General features: G+C 65.2%; 16 protein-coding genes. 5 read left to right on the top strand and 11 right to left on the bottom strand.

The genetic code is table 11. The features are described from left to right. Nucleotides 1–3: 3 nt before the first annotated feature. The 5 genes from ACFSGJ_RS01900 to ACFSGJ_RS01880 form a co-directional block, all read right to left on the bottom strand. Nucleotides 4–879, bottom strand: a complete 876-nt coding sequence (locus tag ACFSGJ_RS01900; protein ID WP_390259025.1) for an ABC transporter permease — start codon at nt 877–879, stop codon at nt 4–6. Next, nucleotides 876–1,823 (bottom strand): ABC transporter permease, encoded by a 948-nt coding sequence (locus tag ACFSGJ_RS01895; protein ID WP_390259023.1) that lies wholly within the window; start codon nt 1,821–1,823, stop codon nt 876–878. Before ACFSGJ_RS01895 ends, ACFSGJ_RS01900 begins: the two co-directional genes overlap by 4 nt. Nucleotides 1,824–1,883: 60 nt before the next feature. Beyond that, the gene (locus ACFSGJ_RS01890) at nt 1,884–3,404 is read right to left on the bottom strand and encodes an ABC transporter substrate-binding protein (protein WP_390259022.1); all 1,521 of its coding nucleotides are present in this window, start codon (nt 3,402–3,404) and stop codon (nt 1,884–1,886) included. A 5-nt stretch (nt 3,405–3,409) separates the two neighbouring features. After that, on the bottom strand, nt 3,410–4,225 hold the full coding sequence (locus tag ACFSGJ_RS01885; protein WP_390259020.1) for a FadR/GntR family transcriptional regulator: 816 nt from the start codon (nt 4,223–4,225) through the stop codon (nt 3,410–3,412). A 348-nt stretch (nt 4,226–4,573) separates the two neighbouring features. Beyond that, on the bottom strand, nt 4,574–5,488 hold the full coding sequence (locus ACFSGJ_RS01880; RefSeq protein ID WP_390259018.1) for a LysR family transcriptional regulator: 915 nt from the start codon (nt 5,486–5,488) through the stop codon (nt 4,574–4,576). 124 nt (nt 5,489–5,612) lie between these two features. Between ACFSGJ_RS01880 and ACFSGJ_RS01875 the strand changes: the two genes are divergently transcribed. The 5 genes from ACFSGJ_RS01875 (at nt 5,613) to ACFSGJ_RS01855 (ending at nt 9,839) form a co-directional block, all read left to right on the top strand. Further along, nucleotides 5,613–6,245, top strand: coding sequence for a phosphoribosyltransferase family protein (locus ACFSGJ_RS01875; RefSeq protein WP_390259017.1), 633 nt, complete (start codon nt 5,613–5,615; stop codon nt 6,243–6,245). Between the two features lie 147 nt (nt 6,246–6,392). Further along, nucleotides 6,393–6,965 carry an aminotriazole resistance protein gene (locus tag ACFSGJ_RS01870; protein WP_390259016.1) on the top strand — a complete coding sequence of 191 codons (573 nt, stop codon included), beginning with the start codon at nt 6,393–6,395 and terminating at the stop codon, nt 6,963–6,965. 24 nt (nt 6,966–6,989) lie between these two features. Then, nucleotides 6,990–8,531: an ABC transporter ATP-binding protein gene (locus tag ACFSGJ_RS01865; RefSeq protein ID WP_390259015.1), complete on the top strand. Its 1,542-nt coding sequence runs from the start codon at nt 6,990–6,992 to the stop codon at nt 8,529–8,531. Further along, nucleotides 8,528–9,229: an energy-coupling factor transporter transmembrane component T family protein gene (locus ACFSGJ_RS01860; RefSeq protein WP_390259014.1), complete on the top strand. Its 702-nt coding sequence runs from the start codon at nt 8,528–8,530 to the stop codon at nt 9,227–9,229. Before ACFSGJ_RS01865 ends, ACFSGJ_RS01860 begins: the two co-directional genes overlap by 4 nt. Continuing rightward, nucleotides 9,210–9,839: a phosphoribosyltransferase family protein gene (locus ACFSGJ_RS01855; RefSeq protein ID WP_390259013.1), complete on the top strand. Its 630-nt coding sequence runs from the start codon at nt 9,210–9,212 to the stop codon at nt 9,837–9,839. The genes ACFSGJ_RS01860 and ACFSGJ_RS01855 overlap by 20 nt, the downstream gene beginning before the upstream one ends. Before the next feature lie 86 nt (nt 9,840–9,925). Here ACFSGJ_RS01855 and ACFSGJ_RS01850 read toward each other — a convergent pair whose 3' ends face one another. Genes ACFSGJ_RS01850 through ACFSGJ_RS01825 form a run of 6 tightly spaced genes read right to left on the bottom strand, consistent with a single transcriptional unit; the run spans nt 9,926 to nt 17,014 of the window. Further along, nucleotides 9,926–10,774, bottom strand: coding sequence for an ABC transporter permease (locus tag ACFSGJ_RS01850; protein ID WP_390259012.1), 849 nt, complete (start codon nt 10,772–10,774; stop codon nt 9,926–9,928). A gap of 7 nt (nt 10,775–10,781) precedes the next feature. Further along, nucleotides 10,782–11,753 carry an ABC transporter permease gene (locus tag ACFSGJ_RS01845; protein WP_390259010.1) on the bottom strand — a complete coding sequence of 324 codons (972 nt, stop codon included), beginning with the start codon at nt 11,751–11,753 and terminating at the stop codon, nt 10,782–10,784. Between the two features lie 55 nt (nt 11,754–11,808). After that, entirely contained in the window at nt 11,809–13,386 is a 1,578-nt protein-coding gene (locus ACFSGJ_RS01840; protein WP_390259009.1) for an ABC transporter substrate-binding protein, read from the bottom strand. A gap of 36 nt (nt 13,387–13,422) precedes the next feature. Beyond that, nucleotides 13,423–15,018 carry an ABC transporter substrate-binding protein gene (locus ACFSGJ_RS01835; RefSeq protein ID WP_390259007.1) on the bottom strand — a complete coding sequence of 532 codons (1,596 nt, stop codon included), beginning with the start codon at nt 15,016–15,018 and terminating at the stop codon, nt 13,423–13,425. A 45-nt stretch (nt 15,019–15,063) separates the two neighbouring features. After that, nucleotides 15,064–16,050, bottom strand: coding sequence for an ABC transporter ATP-binding protein (locus ACFSGJ_RS01830; protein WP_390259005.1), 987 nt, complete (start codon nt 16,048–16,050; stop codon nt 15,064–15,066). Next, complete coding sequence (locus ACFSGJ_RS01825; protein ID WP_390259004.1) at nt 16,043–17,014, bottom strand: ABC transporter ATP-binding protein; 972 nt, start codon at nt 17,012–17,014, stop codon at nt 16,043–16,045. The genes ACFSGJ_RS01830 and ACFSGJ_RS01825 overlap by 8 nt, the downstream gene beginning before the upstream one ends. Nucleotides 17,015–17,038: the final 24 nt, after the last annotated feature.

Below are 17,038 nucleotides of genomic sequence, written 5' to 3'. Positions count from 1 at the left end.
GGTTCAAGCTTCGCGCGGATCGAGCGCGTCGCGCAGCCCGTCACCCATCAGGTTGAACCCGATGACGACGAGAAAGATCGCGGCCCCCGGCCACATCGCCATCCATGGCGCCTGGCTGAGGAAGTTTTTGGCGGTGTTCAGCATCGAACCCCAGCTGGGCGCCGGCGGCTGCTGCCCAAGGCCAAGGAAGGAAAGCGAGGCCTCGGCGATGATCGCCGTCGCAATGGTCAGCGTCGCCTGCACAAGGATCGGCTGGAAGGCGTTCGGCAGGATGTAGCGCGTCATGATCTGCGCATGTCCAAGACCCACCGACCGCGCGCCCTCGACATAATCCTCTTGCTTGACGGCCAGCACCTGCCCGCGCGTCAGGCGGATGAAGATCGGCATGGCCGAGAGGCCGATGGCGATCATGGCGTTCGAAAGGCTCGGCCCCAGAAAGGCCGCCAGTGCAATCGCGGTGATGAGGAAGGGCATCGCCAGGAACGCCTCGGTCACGCGCGATACGATCATGTCGACCCAGCCGCCGAAATACCCTGCAAGCAGCCCGAACGGCACGCCGAGCGCCACCGCAATCGCGACCGAAAAGACACCCGCCATCAGCGAGGCGCGTGCGCCCCAGATCATCCGCGACAGGATATCGCGGCCGATATCGTCGGTCCCGAACCAGTGTTCCGCCGAGGGCGGCTGCCGGATCGCCGTCCAACTGGTCTGCAGCGGGTCGGCGATGGGCAGGATCGGCGCCGCCACCGCAAGGAAGGCAAAGAAGATGACGATGCCAAAGCCCACGATCGCCCCCTTGTTCGCCCGCAGCTTGCGCCAGGCGCGGCTGCCGGAGCGGGCAGGGACGGGGGCCTGGGTCAGGGTTTCGGTGGCACTCACAGGCTTGCCCTCATGCGCGGGTTGAGAAGGACGTAAAGCACATCGGCGATGATGTTCATCACGATGAAGCCCACGGCGGTAAACAGCACGACCCCCTGCACCACCGCATAGTCACGGTTGAAGACCGCATCCACGATCAGCTTGCCGAAGCCGGGGATGGTAAAGATCTGCTCGGTCAGCACCGCGCCGCCCAGAAGCTCTCCGAAGAGCAGCGCCGACAGCGTGACGACCGGCAAGAGCGCGTTGCGGAAACTGTGGCTCAGGATCACCTCGCGGTCCGACAGGCCCTTGGCCCGGGCGGTGCGGATATAGTCCGACCGCAACACGCCCAGCATCGACGAGCGCGTATGCCGCATCAGCGTCGCCGCAAGCGCGGTGCCCAGCACGAAGGCCGGCATGATCATCGTCTGGATCGACCGCACCGGATCGACGAAGATTGATTCATATCCCGAGGCCGGCAGCCAGCGCAGTTCTACCGATACCAGCAGGATCAGCATGATCCCGAGCCAGAAATTCGGGACCGACAGGCCCGACAGCGCAAAAAGGTTCGCAAGGTAGTCGGTCAGCGTGTTCTTTTTCACCGCCGCGATGATCCCGGCGGGGATGCCCACGAGGAACGCGAAGATCATCGACATCACCGCCAGTTGCAGCGTCACCGGCAGCTTTTGCAGGATCAGTTCCGTCACCGGCAGGTTCGTGCGCAGCGAAATGCCCAGATCGCCCCGCAGCGCGTTCCCGAGCCAGGTGAGATACTGCACCCAGACGGGATCGTTCAGCCGGTATTTCTCGCGCAGATAGGCGATCGTTTCGGGGTTCCTGTCCTCGCCTGCCATGGCCAGCACCGGGTCGCCCGGAAGCAGCTTTTGCAGCATGAAGACGAAAAGCGAGATGATGAGAAGCGTGGGTATCGCCACCAGCACCCGCTTGGCAATGTAGATGAGCATGGGACCTGTCCCGCAACGGGGGCGGACGGAGAAACCCCCGCCCGCCGGTTTCGTGATGGATCAGCCGTCCTTGCGGACGCCTTCCAGCCGGATCATCCCGTCGGGATAGGCCTCGAACCCGGTCACGCTGTTCTGCATCCCCCAGATCCAGCTCTGGTGGCCGAAATAGATGATCGGGGCCTCATCCGTCAGGATCACCGAGGCCTGATCGTAAAGCGCCTTGCGCGCCGCCGGATCCACCAGGGTGCGGGCCTCGTTCAGCAGGCGGTCGACCTCTTCGTTGCAATAGCGGGTGTCGTTGATCCCGCCCTCGCAGGTGACGAACTGGTGCAGGTTGCCATCGGGATCGACCCGGCCCGACCAGTCCGACCGCGACAGCTGGTAGTTGCCCGCCGTCTGTTCCGACAGAAGCGTCGCGAATTCCGTCGCGCGGAGCGAGACGTTGAACCCGGCCTCGCCCACCATCGCCTGAATGACCTGCATCATCTGCATCGTCACCGGCGTGTTCGGCGTCTGGATCTCGACATCGACGGAGTCGTATCCCGCCTCGGCCATCAGGGCGCGGGCGGCCTCGACATCGCGGGCAGGAACGGGGATATCCGCATTGTACCATGGGCTTGTCGGGGGGAAGGGCTGGTTGCCGGCGGGCTGGGTGCCCTCGAACACGACCTGGCTCACGGCCTCGCGGTCCACCGCCAGGCTGAAGGCCTGACGCAGCAGCTTTTCCTGCCCCATCGGGTTGTCGGCACGGTCGCCATTGGCGATGTTGATATAGACGGCGGTATAACCCAGACCCACCACATCGGCATAGGTGAGGCCCGGATCGTTGCGCACAGCCTCTGCGTCGGTGGCCGCCACCCGCTCCATCATGTCCAGATCGCCGGACTGAAGGTTTGCCAGACGCACGGTCGTGTCGGGGATCGGCAGGTAGATCACCCGGTCAAGGTGGATTTCATCGGCATTCCAATAGTCGTCGAACCGGTCCAGCACGATCCGGTCCTGCTGGATACGCTCCACGAACTGGAAGGGCCCCGAGCAAACGGGGTTGTCGCCGAAATTCGCGCCCGAGGCCTCGGCGGCGGTGGGCGAGATCATCATGCCCGCCCGGTCCGAGAGCTGCGCCAGAAGCGAGACATCCGGGCTTTCGAGCGTGAAGACGACCTCGTATTCGCCGACAGCCTCGACGCTTGCGACCGAGGCAAGCTCGCTCCGGCGGCGGGACTCCGGCAGGTCGATCGAGCGGCGGATGTTCGCGACGACCGCCTCGGCGTTGAAGGGCGTCCCGTCATGAAACACCACCCCCTCGCGCAGGGTCATCGTCAGGGTGGATGCGTCATCGCTCCATTCCCATGCGGTGGCAAGCTGCGGCACGATTTCGAGATCGGGGCTGATATCCACCAGCTTGTCGCACATCGCGGTGTAGACGATGCGGCCGACAAAGGTGCGCGACTGGTCGGGGTCCAGCACGTCGGCATCGTCCTGCAGTCCGATCCGCAGCGTCTGGGCCGAAAGCGGCGCCGCCATGGCGCTGGTCAGCAGCATGGCAAGCAGGGTGCGCTTGAGGTGCGGCGAGTTCTTCATCTCCATCATCCTGTTGGTTGGGGTTCCTGAAAATCGTCCAGCTTCTGGCCCGTTTGGTCAGGCGTCTGGTTGGGCGTCGTGCGGGTGTCCGGCTGCGGGGTCAGATCGACCGGGGCAAGGGTCTCTCCCAGCGTCTGGTCGTAAAGGATGGTGCGCAGCATCATCAGGTGCTGGCGCATCGCCTCGCCGGCGCGGGCGGGGTCATGATCGGCGATGGCCGTGACGATGGCGGAATGCTGGTCATGGCTCACGCTGACCGAACCGGCGCTGCTGCGGGCGCGTTCGCGCAGCGTCTGCCAGGCCTCATCCTGCCGCACCCGGTTCACGATGTCGAAAAGCGCAAGGAACAGCCGGTTGCCCGCCGCCCGCGCGATCTGCCGGTGCAGCGCGCCATCCCACAATTCGCGGGAATCCGCGTCGGTGCTGTCCTGCAGCTTTTGCGCCAGTTCCTGCATCCGCAGCACCTCGGCCGGGCGCGCCCGCAGGGCGGCGAGCCGCGCAAGCTGCGGCTCGATCTGCAGCCGGACCTCCATGATCTCCATGAAGTCGGTGCCGTTCACCAGCATGTCCACATGGTCCTGCAGCCCGTCCGGGGCTTGTCCCACATAGGTTCCCGACCCCTGGCGCCGCCAGATCCGGCCCTCGGCCTCCAGCACCTCCAGCGCCCGGCGAACGGCGCGGCGGCTCATGCCCAGCTGATCGCAGAGCACCCGCTCGGTCGGCAGGCGGCTGCCCTCCGGGAACCGGCCCGACCGCAGCATCGCGCGCAGGCTTTCAAGCGCGGTGCTGGCATTTTCGCTGGACAGGGTTTCCGGGATCATTTGTGCGGACCATTTGATGATTGGTCACACAAGGGACAGATTCTTTCGATGCGTCAAGGCCGATTGTAACAGCACCACGTCGCTTCACAGTAAAACGTGCTTAAAGTTAGGGCACAGCAGGCGCTGGGGCGCGTTTTATATGCGCGATTGGTTCGCGTTTTACAGGTGTCCATGCGCCGGCGAAGCCGGTGCAGGATCGCCGAGAGAGCGTCACGAGCAAATCAAGGCTGCGCCAAGCTCAAACCGTCAGCTTCAAGCGCCAGACCCGTGTCGCCTCATCGGGTCTCCGTCGCGGCATTCGCGCAAACCCGCGAGGTCGTCGCCGCCCGGCAAGGGTCACAGGCCAGTTCAGGCGGCACCCGCGTCAAACTGCATCTCGAACCGCCTCTTCGCCAGAATCGCGGCCACCGGCAGCGTGCGGTCGGTGGCGGTGATCAGCGACAGGGTCATCCCCGGCATGCTGCCCCGGGGGAACGGCAGGCAAGCGAGCCCCTCCAGACCCGTCAGCGGGGCTTTTGGATGGGTGGCAACCATCCCGTGGCCCGCCCCGGCGCGTACCATGGCACAGATCAGTTCCAGAGAGTTGGTCGTCAGCACCGGCGCAAGACGGATTTTCGAGCGGGCGGCAGCAATGTCCATGACATCACGCAGATGGGTGCTGGCATCGGGCACGATGATCGGCCGGGCAAAAAACTGGTCCAGCGGCAACGTCCGGCGCGCCGCGGGCGCCCCGGCCAGCGGCACCAGCGCGCGCGGCTCGAAGGTCATGTCGCGCACCACGGTCACGCCGGGCAGTGGCTGCGGGCTGAAGGTCAGACCGAAATCGGCCTGCCCGTCCATCACCCGTTGGCGGATCCGGTCCGGCGTGTCGACAGTGACCTGCAGGCTGATCCGGGGATGCTCGTGCAGGAATGCCGCCAGCGCATCGGGCAGCAGCCCCAGCAGGACGGCTTCATGCGGGGCGGCGATCTTCACCTCGCCACGGCTGAGGCCCTGCAACTCGCCGATCTCGCGCCGGATCGAGGTCAGATCCTTCTGCCATCCGCGCAGCCGGTGGATCAGCACCTCGCCGGCCGAGGTGAGACGCATACCGCGCGGCAGGCGTTCGAAAATGGCAACGCCCAGCTCCTCCTCGGCGCGGATCAGTTGCTTGTCGATTGCCGAGGCCGAGACATTGAGCCGCTCCGCCGCCTTGCGAACCGACCCCTGACGGACGATTTCGTCCAGATAGAGGCTGAAACGAGACAGAAAGACCCGATTCATCGCAGGGCTCCTTTCCTGAGAGCGTTGAATTTTTCTCAACACCTCGTCCGATTTTCGGTGTTTGCGCCGGCGAGGCAAGGCGTTTTCTATCGGGTGCGGAATCGCAGCCCTTGAAAGACCGCACATGCAGCCGATTGCCCCCTACACCTGGTCCGTCGATGTTGCCGGAGAACGGATCGCGCTTCCGGTCTTCGAAGCCGGCGAGGATCGCGCCATCGCGCTGCTGATGGTCATCGACCGTGGCCTGCATTTTGTCGAACGCACAGGTCGCGCGCTGGCCGAGGCCTTCCGCCCGCTGGCGCCCGAGATCGTGGTCGGCAGCGCCACGCTGGGCATTCCGGTCGCGATGGAGGTCAGCCGCGCGCTGGGGCTGGATCAATATGTGATCCTTCAGAAATCGCCGAAATTCCACCTTTCGGACGCGCTGGTGGAGGAGGTTCAGTCGCTCACCTCGCGCGGGCGGCAGCGGCTGCTGCTGGACCGGCAGGCCATCGAACGGTTGCAGGGCCGGCGCGTGGTGGTGGTCGATGACGTGATCGCCACCGGCTCCAGCATGGCGGCGGCCATGCGGCTGGTACGCCGGGCCGGGGGCGATATCCGGGGTATCGGCTCCATCCTGACCGAAGGCGGGCTCTGGCGCGCGGCCCTGGGACGCGACGGCGCGCTGCTGCACCGGCTGGGCCATATCCCGCAGTTCCGCGTCACCGCGGCGGGCGCGGTGCCCCTCCCCGACACCGCGCTGGAGGAGGCCGGCTGAAACCGATTGCGGGCCGGCCGCGGCGGCCGGTCCTGCTGCCCGAAGCGCCGGGGGAGGCGGCGCCGAGGGAGCGAAAGCCGGAAGACCAAAATCCGGCCCGCCGCAGCAGGAACTGAAAAAAACCACTCACACAACAGGGACATAACCATGCAAACCACCACCACCTCCGCGGCCGAGGGAAACACCCTCTTCCCCCTCGTGCTGTCCATTGTCGCCGCGGCCGCCACCGGCGTGCTCTGGGCCTATGCCAATCCGATCCAGCTGGTGCCGGGCGTGATCCAGTGGCGAATCTTCGCCTTCCTGCCGCCGCTGATCGGCATCCTGCTGGGCTGGAAAAGCGGCTTCATCACCGGCTATCTGGGCACCATCGTCTGGTCGCTGCTGGCCGGCACTTTCATTCCGGCGCATTCGCTGATCATCGACGGCATCATGGTCGGCCTTACCGGCGCAGTACCGGGCTATCTGTTCGACCCGAAGAAGACCAAATTCGACACCGCCGCGCTGATCAAGGTCGCCGTGGTCTGTCTGGTCGTCGGTCTGGTCATGGTCCTGGCCGTCTCGGCCAGCCTGGCCTGGCTGGGGATCTTCCCCTTCTGGTGGGCGGTGTTCTACCTCGGCCTGTCGGATATCGTGCCGATGCTGATCGGAACGCCGCTGCTGGTCATCCCGGGGATGAAGATCCTGAGCGCCGCTCACCCGGCCGGATTCAAGCGCTTCTGAGCGTTTAGCACGAAAGCCGAATTGATGCTGACTGCCTCCCGCCTGACCCTGCGCTTTGCCGATGCGCCGCCCGTGGTATCGGATGCCGGGTTCGACCTGGAACCGGGCGGGAGGTTTCTGATTTGCGGCGCCACCGGCAGCGGCAAGACCACGCTGCTGGCCGCCGCCGTCGGGATCATTCCGCGGCTGATGCCCAATCCGGGCTATGGCGGCACAGTGACGCTGGACGGCCGCCCACTGTCCGAACTCGGCAAGGATTCGCTGTTCAGCGCCATTGGATATGTCTCGCAGAATGTCGAGGATCAGCTCTGGGATCTTGGGGTCGAGGATATCGTCGCCTTCCCGCTGGAGAACCGCGCCCTGCCCCGCGCCGTTATCCGGGCGCGGGTTGCGGCGGTGATGGTGCGGCTGCGCCTGACCCGGCTGGCCGGCCGCCGGGTGCTGACCCTGTCGGGCGGCGAGCGCCGGATGGTGGCCATCGCCGCCGCGCTGGTGGCGGAACCCCGGGTTCTGGTGCTGGACGAACCCACGACCGGGCTGGATCCCGAGGCCCGCGCCCGGCTGCGCGACCTGCTGTCGGGCGGGTCGGGCCCGGAAACCGCCGCGCTGATCGCCGATCAGGATGCCGCGGCCCTGGCCGGCGCGGTTGACCGGATCGCCCTTCTGGCGGGCGGACGGCTGGGCGCCGCGCATCCGGCAGAAGCGCTGATGGCCCGGCTTGCGCCTTGGATCGAGGCCGGTCTGCTGCCGCCCCGCCCTGAACGCCGCCCGCGCCCCGCAGTCACGCCGGGCGAGACATTGCTGGCGGTGGAGGGGCTGGAAACACGGCTCGCCCGCCCGGATGGAACGCCGATCCTGCGCGACGTTTCCCTGACCCTCTCCGCCGGCGAGACGGTGGCGGTTCTGGGCCGCAACGGCGCCGGAAAGACCACGCTGTTCAAGGCGCTCCTTGGCCTGTTGCCGGTCGCCCGGGGCCGGATCAGCCTGGGCGGCGAACGCGCCGAGGGCTGGACCATCGCGCGCCGGGCGCGCCGGGTCGCCTATGTGCCGCAAAACATGCGGCAGATCCTGTTCAACATGACCCTGAAGGACGAGGTACTGTTCGCCATGACCGCCCGCACCGGCGTCACCGATCCTGCGTTGCACGCCGAGGCTGCCGCCTGCCTTGCGCGCTACGATCTTGCCGGCATGGACGAGGTGAATCCCTTCGCCCTCTCCGCCCGCCAGCAGGGTCAGCTGGGCCTTGCCTGCGCCGAGGCGGCGGGCGCCCCGGTCGCCATCATCGATGAGCCGCTGCTGGCCCGCGACCTGCGCGGCCGGGCGCTGCTGGAGCAGTTTCTGACCACGATGCGCCAGTCTGGCCGGGCGGTCATGGTCATCACCCATGATCTGGAACTGGCCGAGGATATCGCGACGCGGCTGGTCATCGTCGGCGGCGGCGGCCTGACCTATGACGGCCCGGTCGAAGCCGGCTGGCGCTCGGCCGCGTTCCGCGAGCTCGGCTGGCCGCTGCCCCTCGGGCTGCAAACTGACCCGCAGACCAGCGCAAGAACGGGGGCCGCATGACCCGGCTGCATGAGGTGAATTTCTTCGTCAAGCTCGCCGGCGCCTTTGCCGTGATGAGTGCCGCCTGGCTGGTGCCTGGCTGGGCCTATGGCCTGCCGCTGGCGCTCGGCGCGCTGGCCGCTCTCGGGCTGCTGCGGGTGCCCGGGCTGCGGGGCTATCTGAAAGGCGCGGGCCTGCTCACCGGCATGGTGATGGTCAGCTGGATGGTGAACCTGTGGTTCCAGGGCGTGCCGCCCGACGTGGCCCTCCCCATGTCGCTCGCCTCGGCCGCACGGCTGGTGACCACGACGGCGGCCTTCTATTTCGTGATGGAAACCTCGACCCCCGGGTCGATCCTAGCCGCCTGCTCCGCCGCCCGCCTGCCGCCGGTCGTCACGCTGGTCCTGTCGCTGACCTTCGGCATCATCCCCATGCTGCGCGATGAATTCGAGCGGATCGGCGATGCCCAGCGGGCCCGCGGCATGGAGATCGACGATGTCGGCTTCGTCACCCGGCTGCGCTTCGCGCTGGCCCGCGGCGTGCCGCTGCTGGTGCAGGCGGTGCGCATGGCGCATGCCATTTCCTTTTCGCTGGCGATCTATGGCTTCGACCTTAGCCGCAAGCGGACCACCTGGCGGCAGGTCGGCCTGATGGTCGAACCGGCGCTGATCTTTCCCCCCGTCACAGGAGCCGCCGAGCATGGCCGCACAGACACCTGAACCCCAGATCTGGACCGTCGATGTCGAAGGCTTCCTGCTGCCTCTGCCGATTCTGCCGATCAAACCCGATTTCGCCATCTCGCTGATGATGGTGATTGATCTGGGCGTCCGGTTCGGTGCCCATGTCGGCGAAAAGCTGGCGGAAAAGATCGCGCCGCTACAACCCGAAGTGATCGTCGGCCCGGCGACGCTGGGCATTCCGGTTGCCATCGAAGTGACCCGGGCGCTGGGGCTGGACCGTTATGTCGTCCTGCAGAAATCCCCGAAGATCCATCTGGGCGACGCGCTGGAGCAGAAGATCACCGCAATCACGTCCAAGGGCGAACAGCGGCTGATGCTGGACCGCGCGGCGCTGCCTCTTCTCGCCGGCAAGCGGGTTGTGGTGGTCGATGATGTCGTCGCCTCGGGCGGCAGTCTGGCCGGGGCGCTGGCGCTGGTGCGGCAGGCCGGTGCGACGGTGGTCGGTATCGGCACCATCCTGAGCGAGGCCCACGACTGGCGCGAACGGCTGGGGTCGGATGCCGGACTGGTCCGGTCACTGGCCCATATCCCGCAATTCACACGCAGCAGCCCGGGTGAGCTATGGGTTCCGATCCCTGAAAGTCTGTAAGCGGGTTCTCGTACCGCCTGCGCTGATCCAGCACTGTCGCCTGGATCAGCCACGGACGGGGGCCACGTCGTCTCTCCGGAATTGCTTCACCCGGCCTTGGGGTTCAGCGCGTCGTTCAGGCCGTCGCCGACCAGGTTCAGGCTCAACGTGGTCAGGAAAAGCGCAAGCCCCGGAAAGGCCGCCATCCACCAGGCGCGGCTGAAATAATCCTGCGCGGTGTTCAGCATCGTCCCCCAGCTGATGGCGTTCGGGTCCCCCAGCCCGAGGAAGGCGAGGCTCGTTTGCAGCAGGATCGCGCTTGAGACCTGCAAGGTGCAGTTCACGATGATCGGGGGAAGCGCGTTGGGCATGATTTCCCGGAACACGATGTCGAAATGCGACATGCCCAGATTGCGGGCCGCATCGACATACTCCCGCTTGCGCAGGGTCAGGAATTCGGCACGCAGCAGACGCGCCGTCACCGGCCAGGTCAGCACGCCGATGACCAGCACCACGTTCCAGATGCTCGACCCGAACAGGGCCACGATGACGATGGCCAGAAAGAACTGGGGCATGATCTGGAACATCTCGGCCAGCCGCATCAGAAGCGTATCGACCGTGCCACCGAAATAACCCGCAAGGGCGCCGATCGACACACCGATCACGGTCGAGGTGATGACCGCGCAAAGGCCCACGATCAGCGACACCCGCGCGCCCAGGATGACGTTGGACAACACGTCCGAACCAAGCGCATCCGTTCCCAGCGGATGCTGGGCCGACGGGGGCCGGAACGAGGCTCCGAGCTGCATCGGATCGTAAAGCGGCAGGACCGGGGCAAAGATCGCCAGGAGCACCACGGCAAGCGTGATGAAAAGCCCGATCATCGCGCTGGTATTGCTGCGGAACCGGCCCCAGGCGCGCGACGGTCTGCGAAGCGGAAGCGTAAGCGTGGTCATGGCGGCCCTATTGATAGCGGATGCGGGGATCGAGAACGGCGTAAAGCAGATCGACGATCAGGTTGATGACGATCACGAAGACGCTGATCGCAAGGAACATTCCCATCAGCAGCGGGTAATCGCGGGCGTTGATCGCGTCGAGCGTCAGCCGCCCAAGGCCCGGCCAGCCGAATACGGTCTCCACGATCACCGCCCCCGCGATCAGCCCGGGCAGCGTGTCGCCGATTACCGTAATGACCGGCAGCAGGCTGTTGCGAAGCGCATGTCGGACCAGAACCGCCCTTTCGCCCAGCCCCTTGGCCCGCGCGACCTTGACGTAATCCTGCCCAAGCACACCAATCATGCTGCTGCGCGTCAGCCGGGTGATCAGCCCGATATTCGAAAGCGCCAGTGTCGCGGCTGGCAGCACCATGTGATAGGCGACGTCGAGCGCGTAATCCATGCCGGTGTAGCCGCGCCGCAGGTTTGCCATTCCCTGGATCGGGAACCAGTTGAACTGATAGGCCAGGACAAGGATCATCATCTGGCCAAGCCAGAACACCGGAATCGCAAAGCTCGCCAGCGAGATGAAGGTGATGACCGTATCGGTGCGTGACCGCGGCTTGCGCGCCGCCAGAACGCCCAGCGTGATGCCCACGATGGCGGCCAGCGTATACTGGGTGCCCATCAGCAACAGCGTGGCCGGAAACCGGTCGAGGATCAGGGTCAGCACCGGCGCGCCCGAGGAAAACGAATAGCCCAGGTTGCCGCTCAGCACCTGCTGGATATAGGCCCACATCCGCACGGGCAGCGGCTGGTCCAGCCCAAGCTGCGCGCGCAGCCGGTCGATGACCGCCTGATCCGCGCCGGCCTCGCCGATCATGAAATCGACGGGATCGCCCGGCGCCGCATTGATCAGCAGGAATATGACGACGATCACCGCCAGCAGCAGGGGCAGCGTGTATAGCAGCCGTTTCAAAAGATATGCCAGAAGCGCCACAGCGAAACCTTCCTCTCGGGGGGTGACGGGCGCCGGTGCGGCGCCCGCCGGGCGGTCATTCCGTCCAGGTCACCTGATCCATCGTGCCATAGCCGGTGATGTCATCGGTGATGCCCTCAAGGCCGGACCGGAAGGCGATGGGGTAATAACGGTCCCAGAACCACCAATGCGGCACGTCCTCGGCAAGGATCGTCGCCGCCAGGTGGTAGAGCGCGATGCGCCGGCTCTCGTCCAGTTCGCTTCCGGCCTCGGACAGGATCTCGTCCAGCGCCGGATTGCAGTAGCCGGAGGTGTTGAACCCGGAAATCCGCTGAATGCGGTCACAGGTGTAGAAGCCCGCGGCGCCGATCGCCGGATCGGGACCAGAGGCGTAGGAACCCATGGTGACGTCGAAGTCCCAGTTCACGAAGACCTTTTCACGCCATGCCGAGGTTTCCATCCCCTCGTCTATGACCTCGACCCCGACCTGCGAGAACATCGCGCGAAGCAGCCGGGCGACATTGGTCATCGGCCCCTCCGACAGCGAATAGGTCACGCGCAGCGAAAACCGCTTGCCGTCAGCGCCGCGCGGAAAGCCCGCATCATCCAGCATCCGGTTGGCCAGATCGACGTCATAGGGGTATTGAGGCACCTCATCCGTGTAGAAGACCGGCAGTTCCGACGAAAACGCCCCGCCCCGGGACACTGTGCCATGGCCGAAACCGGCCTTTTCCAGAAGGTCCTCGCGATCCATCGCATGGTAAAGCGCCTGACGCACCTGCTTGTTGGCAAGCGGCCCCTCGCGCGTGTTCAGAAACGCCTGATACTGCCCGGCGATGGACCGTTTCTGAAAGGTCACCGTGACGTCGCGGGCGTTCTGCAGACGCTCGACCTCGCCCAGCGGCATGACGTGATAGGGGATGTAGTCAATGTCGCCGGTTTCCAGCGCAAGACCCCGCGCGGCATCATTGGGGATGATCTGGTAGACCAGTCTGTCCACCATCGGCCCGTCCAGGTGATAGTCCGGGTTGCGTTCCAAGGCGATGTGGCTGCCCCGCCGGTATTCCCGGAACACGAACGGGCCTGTTCCGACGGGCGCAAGGTTGGCGGGGTTTTCCTGCGGCGTGATGTCCACGTCGAAGATGTGCCGAGGCAGGATCATCGAGCTGTTGAAATAGGCAAGCCCGCGCAACAGCGGCGGATAGGGCCGCGAAAGCCGGAACACTGCCGTATGGGGGTCGGGGGTTTCGATTGCCTCGACCGCCGCCAGAAGCCCGCCGGCGGGCCCGTTGAACTGCCGGTTCAGGTTCTCAAGGCTCCAGGCGACATCGTCCGAGGTGAACGGCGTGCCGTCATGCCATTTTATCCCCTCGAAAAAGAGGAAGGTATAGGTCAGCCCGTCTTCCGAGATTTCCCACGTCCGGGCCAGCGAGGGGATCGGCTCCCCCTCGCTGTCGAGCCGCACGATCGTGCTGTAGACCTGCGCGCCCACCACGCTCGAATTGATCTCGGTCGTGATGCCGGAATTGATCAGGGTCGGGTCTCCCGAAAGACCGACGATGATGCTGTCATTGGCAAGGGCGGCAAACGGGATATGGCTGAGTACAAGCGGCAGGGCGGCATTCAAAAGCCGGCGTCGCAATCCGTTCTTCATCTTCATTCTCCCTGTTGAGGCGCGACTCGCGCAGTGTCATTCCTTCCAGCGTGCCGTTTCGAGCGCGCCATAACCGGTCAGATCGTCGAGAATTCCGTCCAGTTCGGCGTTGAAGGCGATGGGATAGAACCGGTCCCAGAGCCACCAGTGCGGGGCGTCTTCGGCCAGGATGGTCTGGACCTGATGGTAGAGCTCGACCCGCCGTGCTTCGTCGCCTTCACGCCCCGCCTCTGCCAGGATCTCGTCGAGTTCCGGGTTGCAGTAGCCCGAGGCGTTGCGCGCCATCAGCGGCTCGATGTTACGGCAGACATAAAGACGCTCCACCCCCACGGCAGGGTCGGGGCCGGTCGAAAAGCTGCCCATGGTGATGTCGAAATCCCATTTGGTAAAGGCGCTGTCGCGCCATGCGCCGGACTCCATGCCCTGGATCACCAGATCGACGCCGATGGCCGCGAAGTAGGACCGCATCAGCTGGGCCGCGTTGTTCATGGGCCCTTCCTTGAGGTCATAGCTGACCCGGAGCGAGAACCGCTTGCCATCGGCACCGCGGGGATATCCGGCCTCGTCCAGCATCGCCTCGGCCCGCGCGGGGTCATAGTCGTAGCGCGGCACGTCATCGGTGTAAAAGACCCTCTGTTCCGACGAAATCGGCCCGGCCGAGACGCGCCCATATCCGAACCCGGCTTTTTCCAGCATCTCTTCACGGTTGAGCGCGTAGTAAAGCGCCTGCCGGACCTCGCGCTTGCCGAGCGCTTCATGCCGCGTATTGAGAAAGGCCATGTAGATGCCCGCGATCATGCGCTTGGCAAATTCCACCTCCACGCGCGGATCGTTGCGCAGCGTTTCGACCTCACCCAGCGGCATGGCGTAATAGGGAATGAAATCGACCTGCTCCGATTGCAGGGCAAGCGCGCGCGTCGTGTCATTGGGGATGATCTGAAAGATCAGCCGGTCGGCATGGGGCAGTCCCTCGAGATGATAATCGGGATTGCGGTCAAAGGTGATGTGGCTGCCGCGCGCATATTCCCGAAAGATGAACGGGCCGGTGCCGATGGGCGCCAGATTGGCCGGGTTTTCCAGCGGCGAGACATCCGTATCGTAGATATGTTTCGGCAGGATCGCCGAACTGTTGAAATATGCGAGCCCGCGCAGCAGGGGCGGATAGGGGTATTCAAGGTGGAACACCACCGTCAACGGGTCGGGCGCCTCGATCGACTCCACCGCTTCAAGCAGACCGGAAGAGGGGCCGTTGAACTCCTTGTTGATGTTCCAGAGGCTCCAGGCCACGTCTTCGGCGGAAAAGGGCTGCCCGTCATGCCATTCGATGCCTTCGTAAAGGTGGAAGGTATAGGTCAGCCCGTCTTCCGAAATCTCCCATTCCCGGGCAAGCGAGGGGATGACACCGCCCTGCGGATCAAGCCGCACCAGCGTGCTGTAGACCTGCCCGGACATGTGGCTTGAGGCGATATCGGTCGTGATGCCGGAGTTGATCACCGGAACATCGCCGGGGATCGCGACGACCAGCACATTATCGGCCTGCGCCGTCTGGCCCGTGGCCATGCCAAGGGCAAGGACAAGCGCCGCAAGGCTTGTCGGTAAAGGGCGCAGGCGTCGGGGGGAACTGTTCTTCATGGTTCGGCCTTCCTGTTGTTTGCGGCGGCCATACGGGCCGCGGGACTAGGCGGCGTTGATCGCCGGCTCTGGTTTCTGGTCTGCTAGCGGGAAATGGCAGGCGACATGGCGCCCCGGCGCCACCTCTCTCAGGGTGGGTATCTCGGACATGCAGCGGTCCTGCCGAAGGGGGCAGCGCGGGTGAAACGTGCAGCCCGATGGCGGACGCAACGGCGAAGGCAGTTCGCCCTGCAGGATCTCGCGGTCCCGGTTCTGGCGACGTCCCATCTTCGGAACCGCCGACAGGAGCGAGCGGGTATAGGGATGCATCGGCGCCCGGAAGAGCGCCGCCGTCTCGGCCCGCTCGACCATGCGGCCCAGATACATCACGCCGACGCGGTCGCTGACATGCTGCACCACGCCAAGATCATGCGAGATGAAGAGATAGGCGATGCCATAGGTCTTTTGCAGCTCGGTCATCAGGTTCAGCACCTGTGACTGCACCGAGACATCCAGCGCCGACACCGCCTCATCCGCGACGATCAGACTGGGCCGCAGCGTCAGCGCCCGGGCGATGGATATCCTCTGGCGCTGCCCGCCGGAAAACTCGTGGGGAAACCGGTCGGCGTGGTCGGGGGCCAACCCGACCTCGGCCAGGACCTCGGCAACCCGTTGCCGCCACTCTGCCCGCGGATAAAGCCGGTGTATCCGCATCGGTTCGGCCAGCGTCGCGCCAACCGTCTTGCGTGGATTGAGCGAGGCATAAGGGTCCTGAAAGATCATCTGAATGTCGCGCCGCATCGCGCGCATCCCGGCGCTGTCGAGTTGCGCCAGATCGGCCTTGCCGAACCAAACCTCGCCCGCACTTGGTTTTTCAAGCTGCGTTATGCAGCGTCCCAGCGTGCTTTTGCCGCAACCGGATTCCCCGACCACCGCGAATGTCTCGCCTGCGCCGATATCGAAAGAGACATCGTTGACTGCGCGCACACCGGTCGCCCGCGCGCCAAAGATCTTCGACAGGTTGCGGACGGAGAGAAGCGGTCGTTCAGACATGCAGCCAGCACCTTGCTTGACGGTTCTCGGACAGGACCGCGAGAGGTGGTTCCTCGCTGCGGCAGCGGGCCATCACATGCGGGCAGCGATCCTGGAAGGCACAGCCGGGCGGAAGATCCGCCAGATCCGGAACGGTGCCCGGAATGGTCGGAAGCGCCCCGCGCCCGGCACGACCCGTGTCGATCTGCGGCACGCATTGCATCAGCGCGGCAGCGTAAGGATGGAGCGGCCGGGCAAAGAACGCATCCACCGGGGCGGTCTCGACGATCTGACCGGCATACATGACCGCCACCCGGTCTGCGGTTTCCGAAACGACACCCAGATCATGGGTGATCATCAACAGCGACGACCCCCGTTCCGTCACCAGCTTGCGCAGAAGGTCGAGCACCTGCGCCTGTATCGTCACATCGAGCGCGGTGGTCGGTTCGTCCGCGATGATCAGGCGCGGCTGGCAGGCCAGCGACATCGCGATCATCACACGCTGCCGCATTCCGCCGCTCATCTCATGCGGATAGGCGTCGTATCGCGCCTCGGGCGCCGGGATGCCCACTTGCCGGAAAAGATCAACCACCCGGGCCCGCGCTTCGCGCGCGCTCAGCCTTTCATGCAGGCGGATCACTTCGGCGACCTGCCGGCCCACGCGCAGCACGGGGTTGAGCGAGGTCATGGGTTCCTGAAAGATCATCGCGATGGCATTGCCGCGCACCCGGCGCAACGCAGCCTCGGGCTGGCGGGCAAGGTCCATGCCCTCGAACAGTATCTCGCCCTGCGCGATATGACCGACCGACGGCAAGAGCCGTATGATTGAGTGGGCCGTGACGCTTTTCCCCGACCCGGATTCGCCCACCAGCCCGACGATTTCCCCCTGCCCGATCCGCAGGTCCACGCCGCGCACGGATTTGACCGTTCCGCGCGGCGTGGAAAAGTAGGTGTGCAGCCCCTTTATGTCGATGACGTCGTTCATGGCTGCATCCCCGTTCTGCCTGTT

The organism is Halodurantibacterium flavum (assembly GCF_042681825.1).
GTDB classification, from domain to species: domain Bacteria; phylum Pseudomonadota; class Alphaproteobacteria; order Rhodobacterales; family Rhodobacteraceae; genus Halodurantibacterium; species Halodurantibacterium flavum.
The sequence above is the reverse complement of the archived record's forward strand: the minus strand, read 5'-3'. Positions and strand labels throughout refer to the sequence as shown.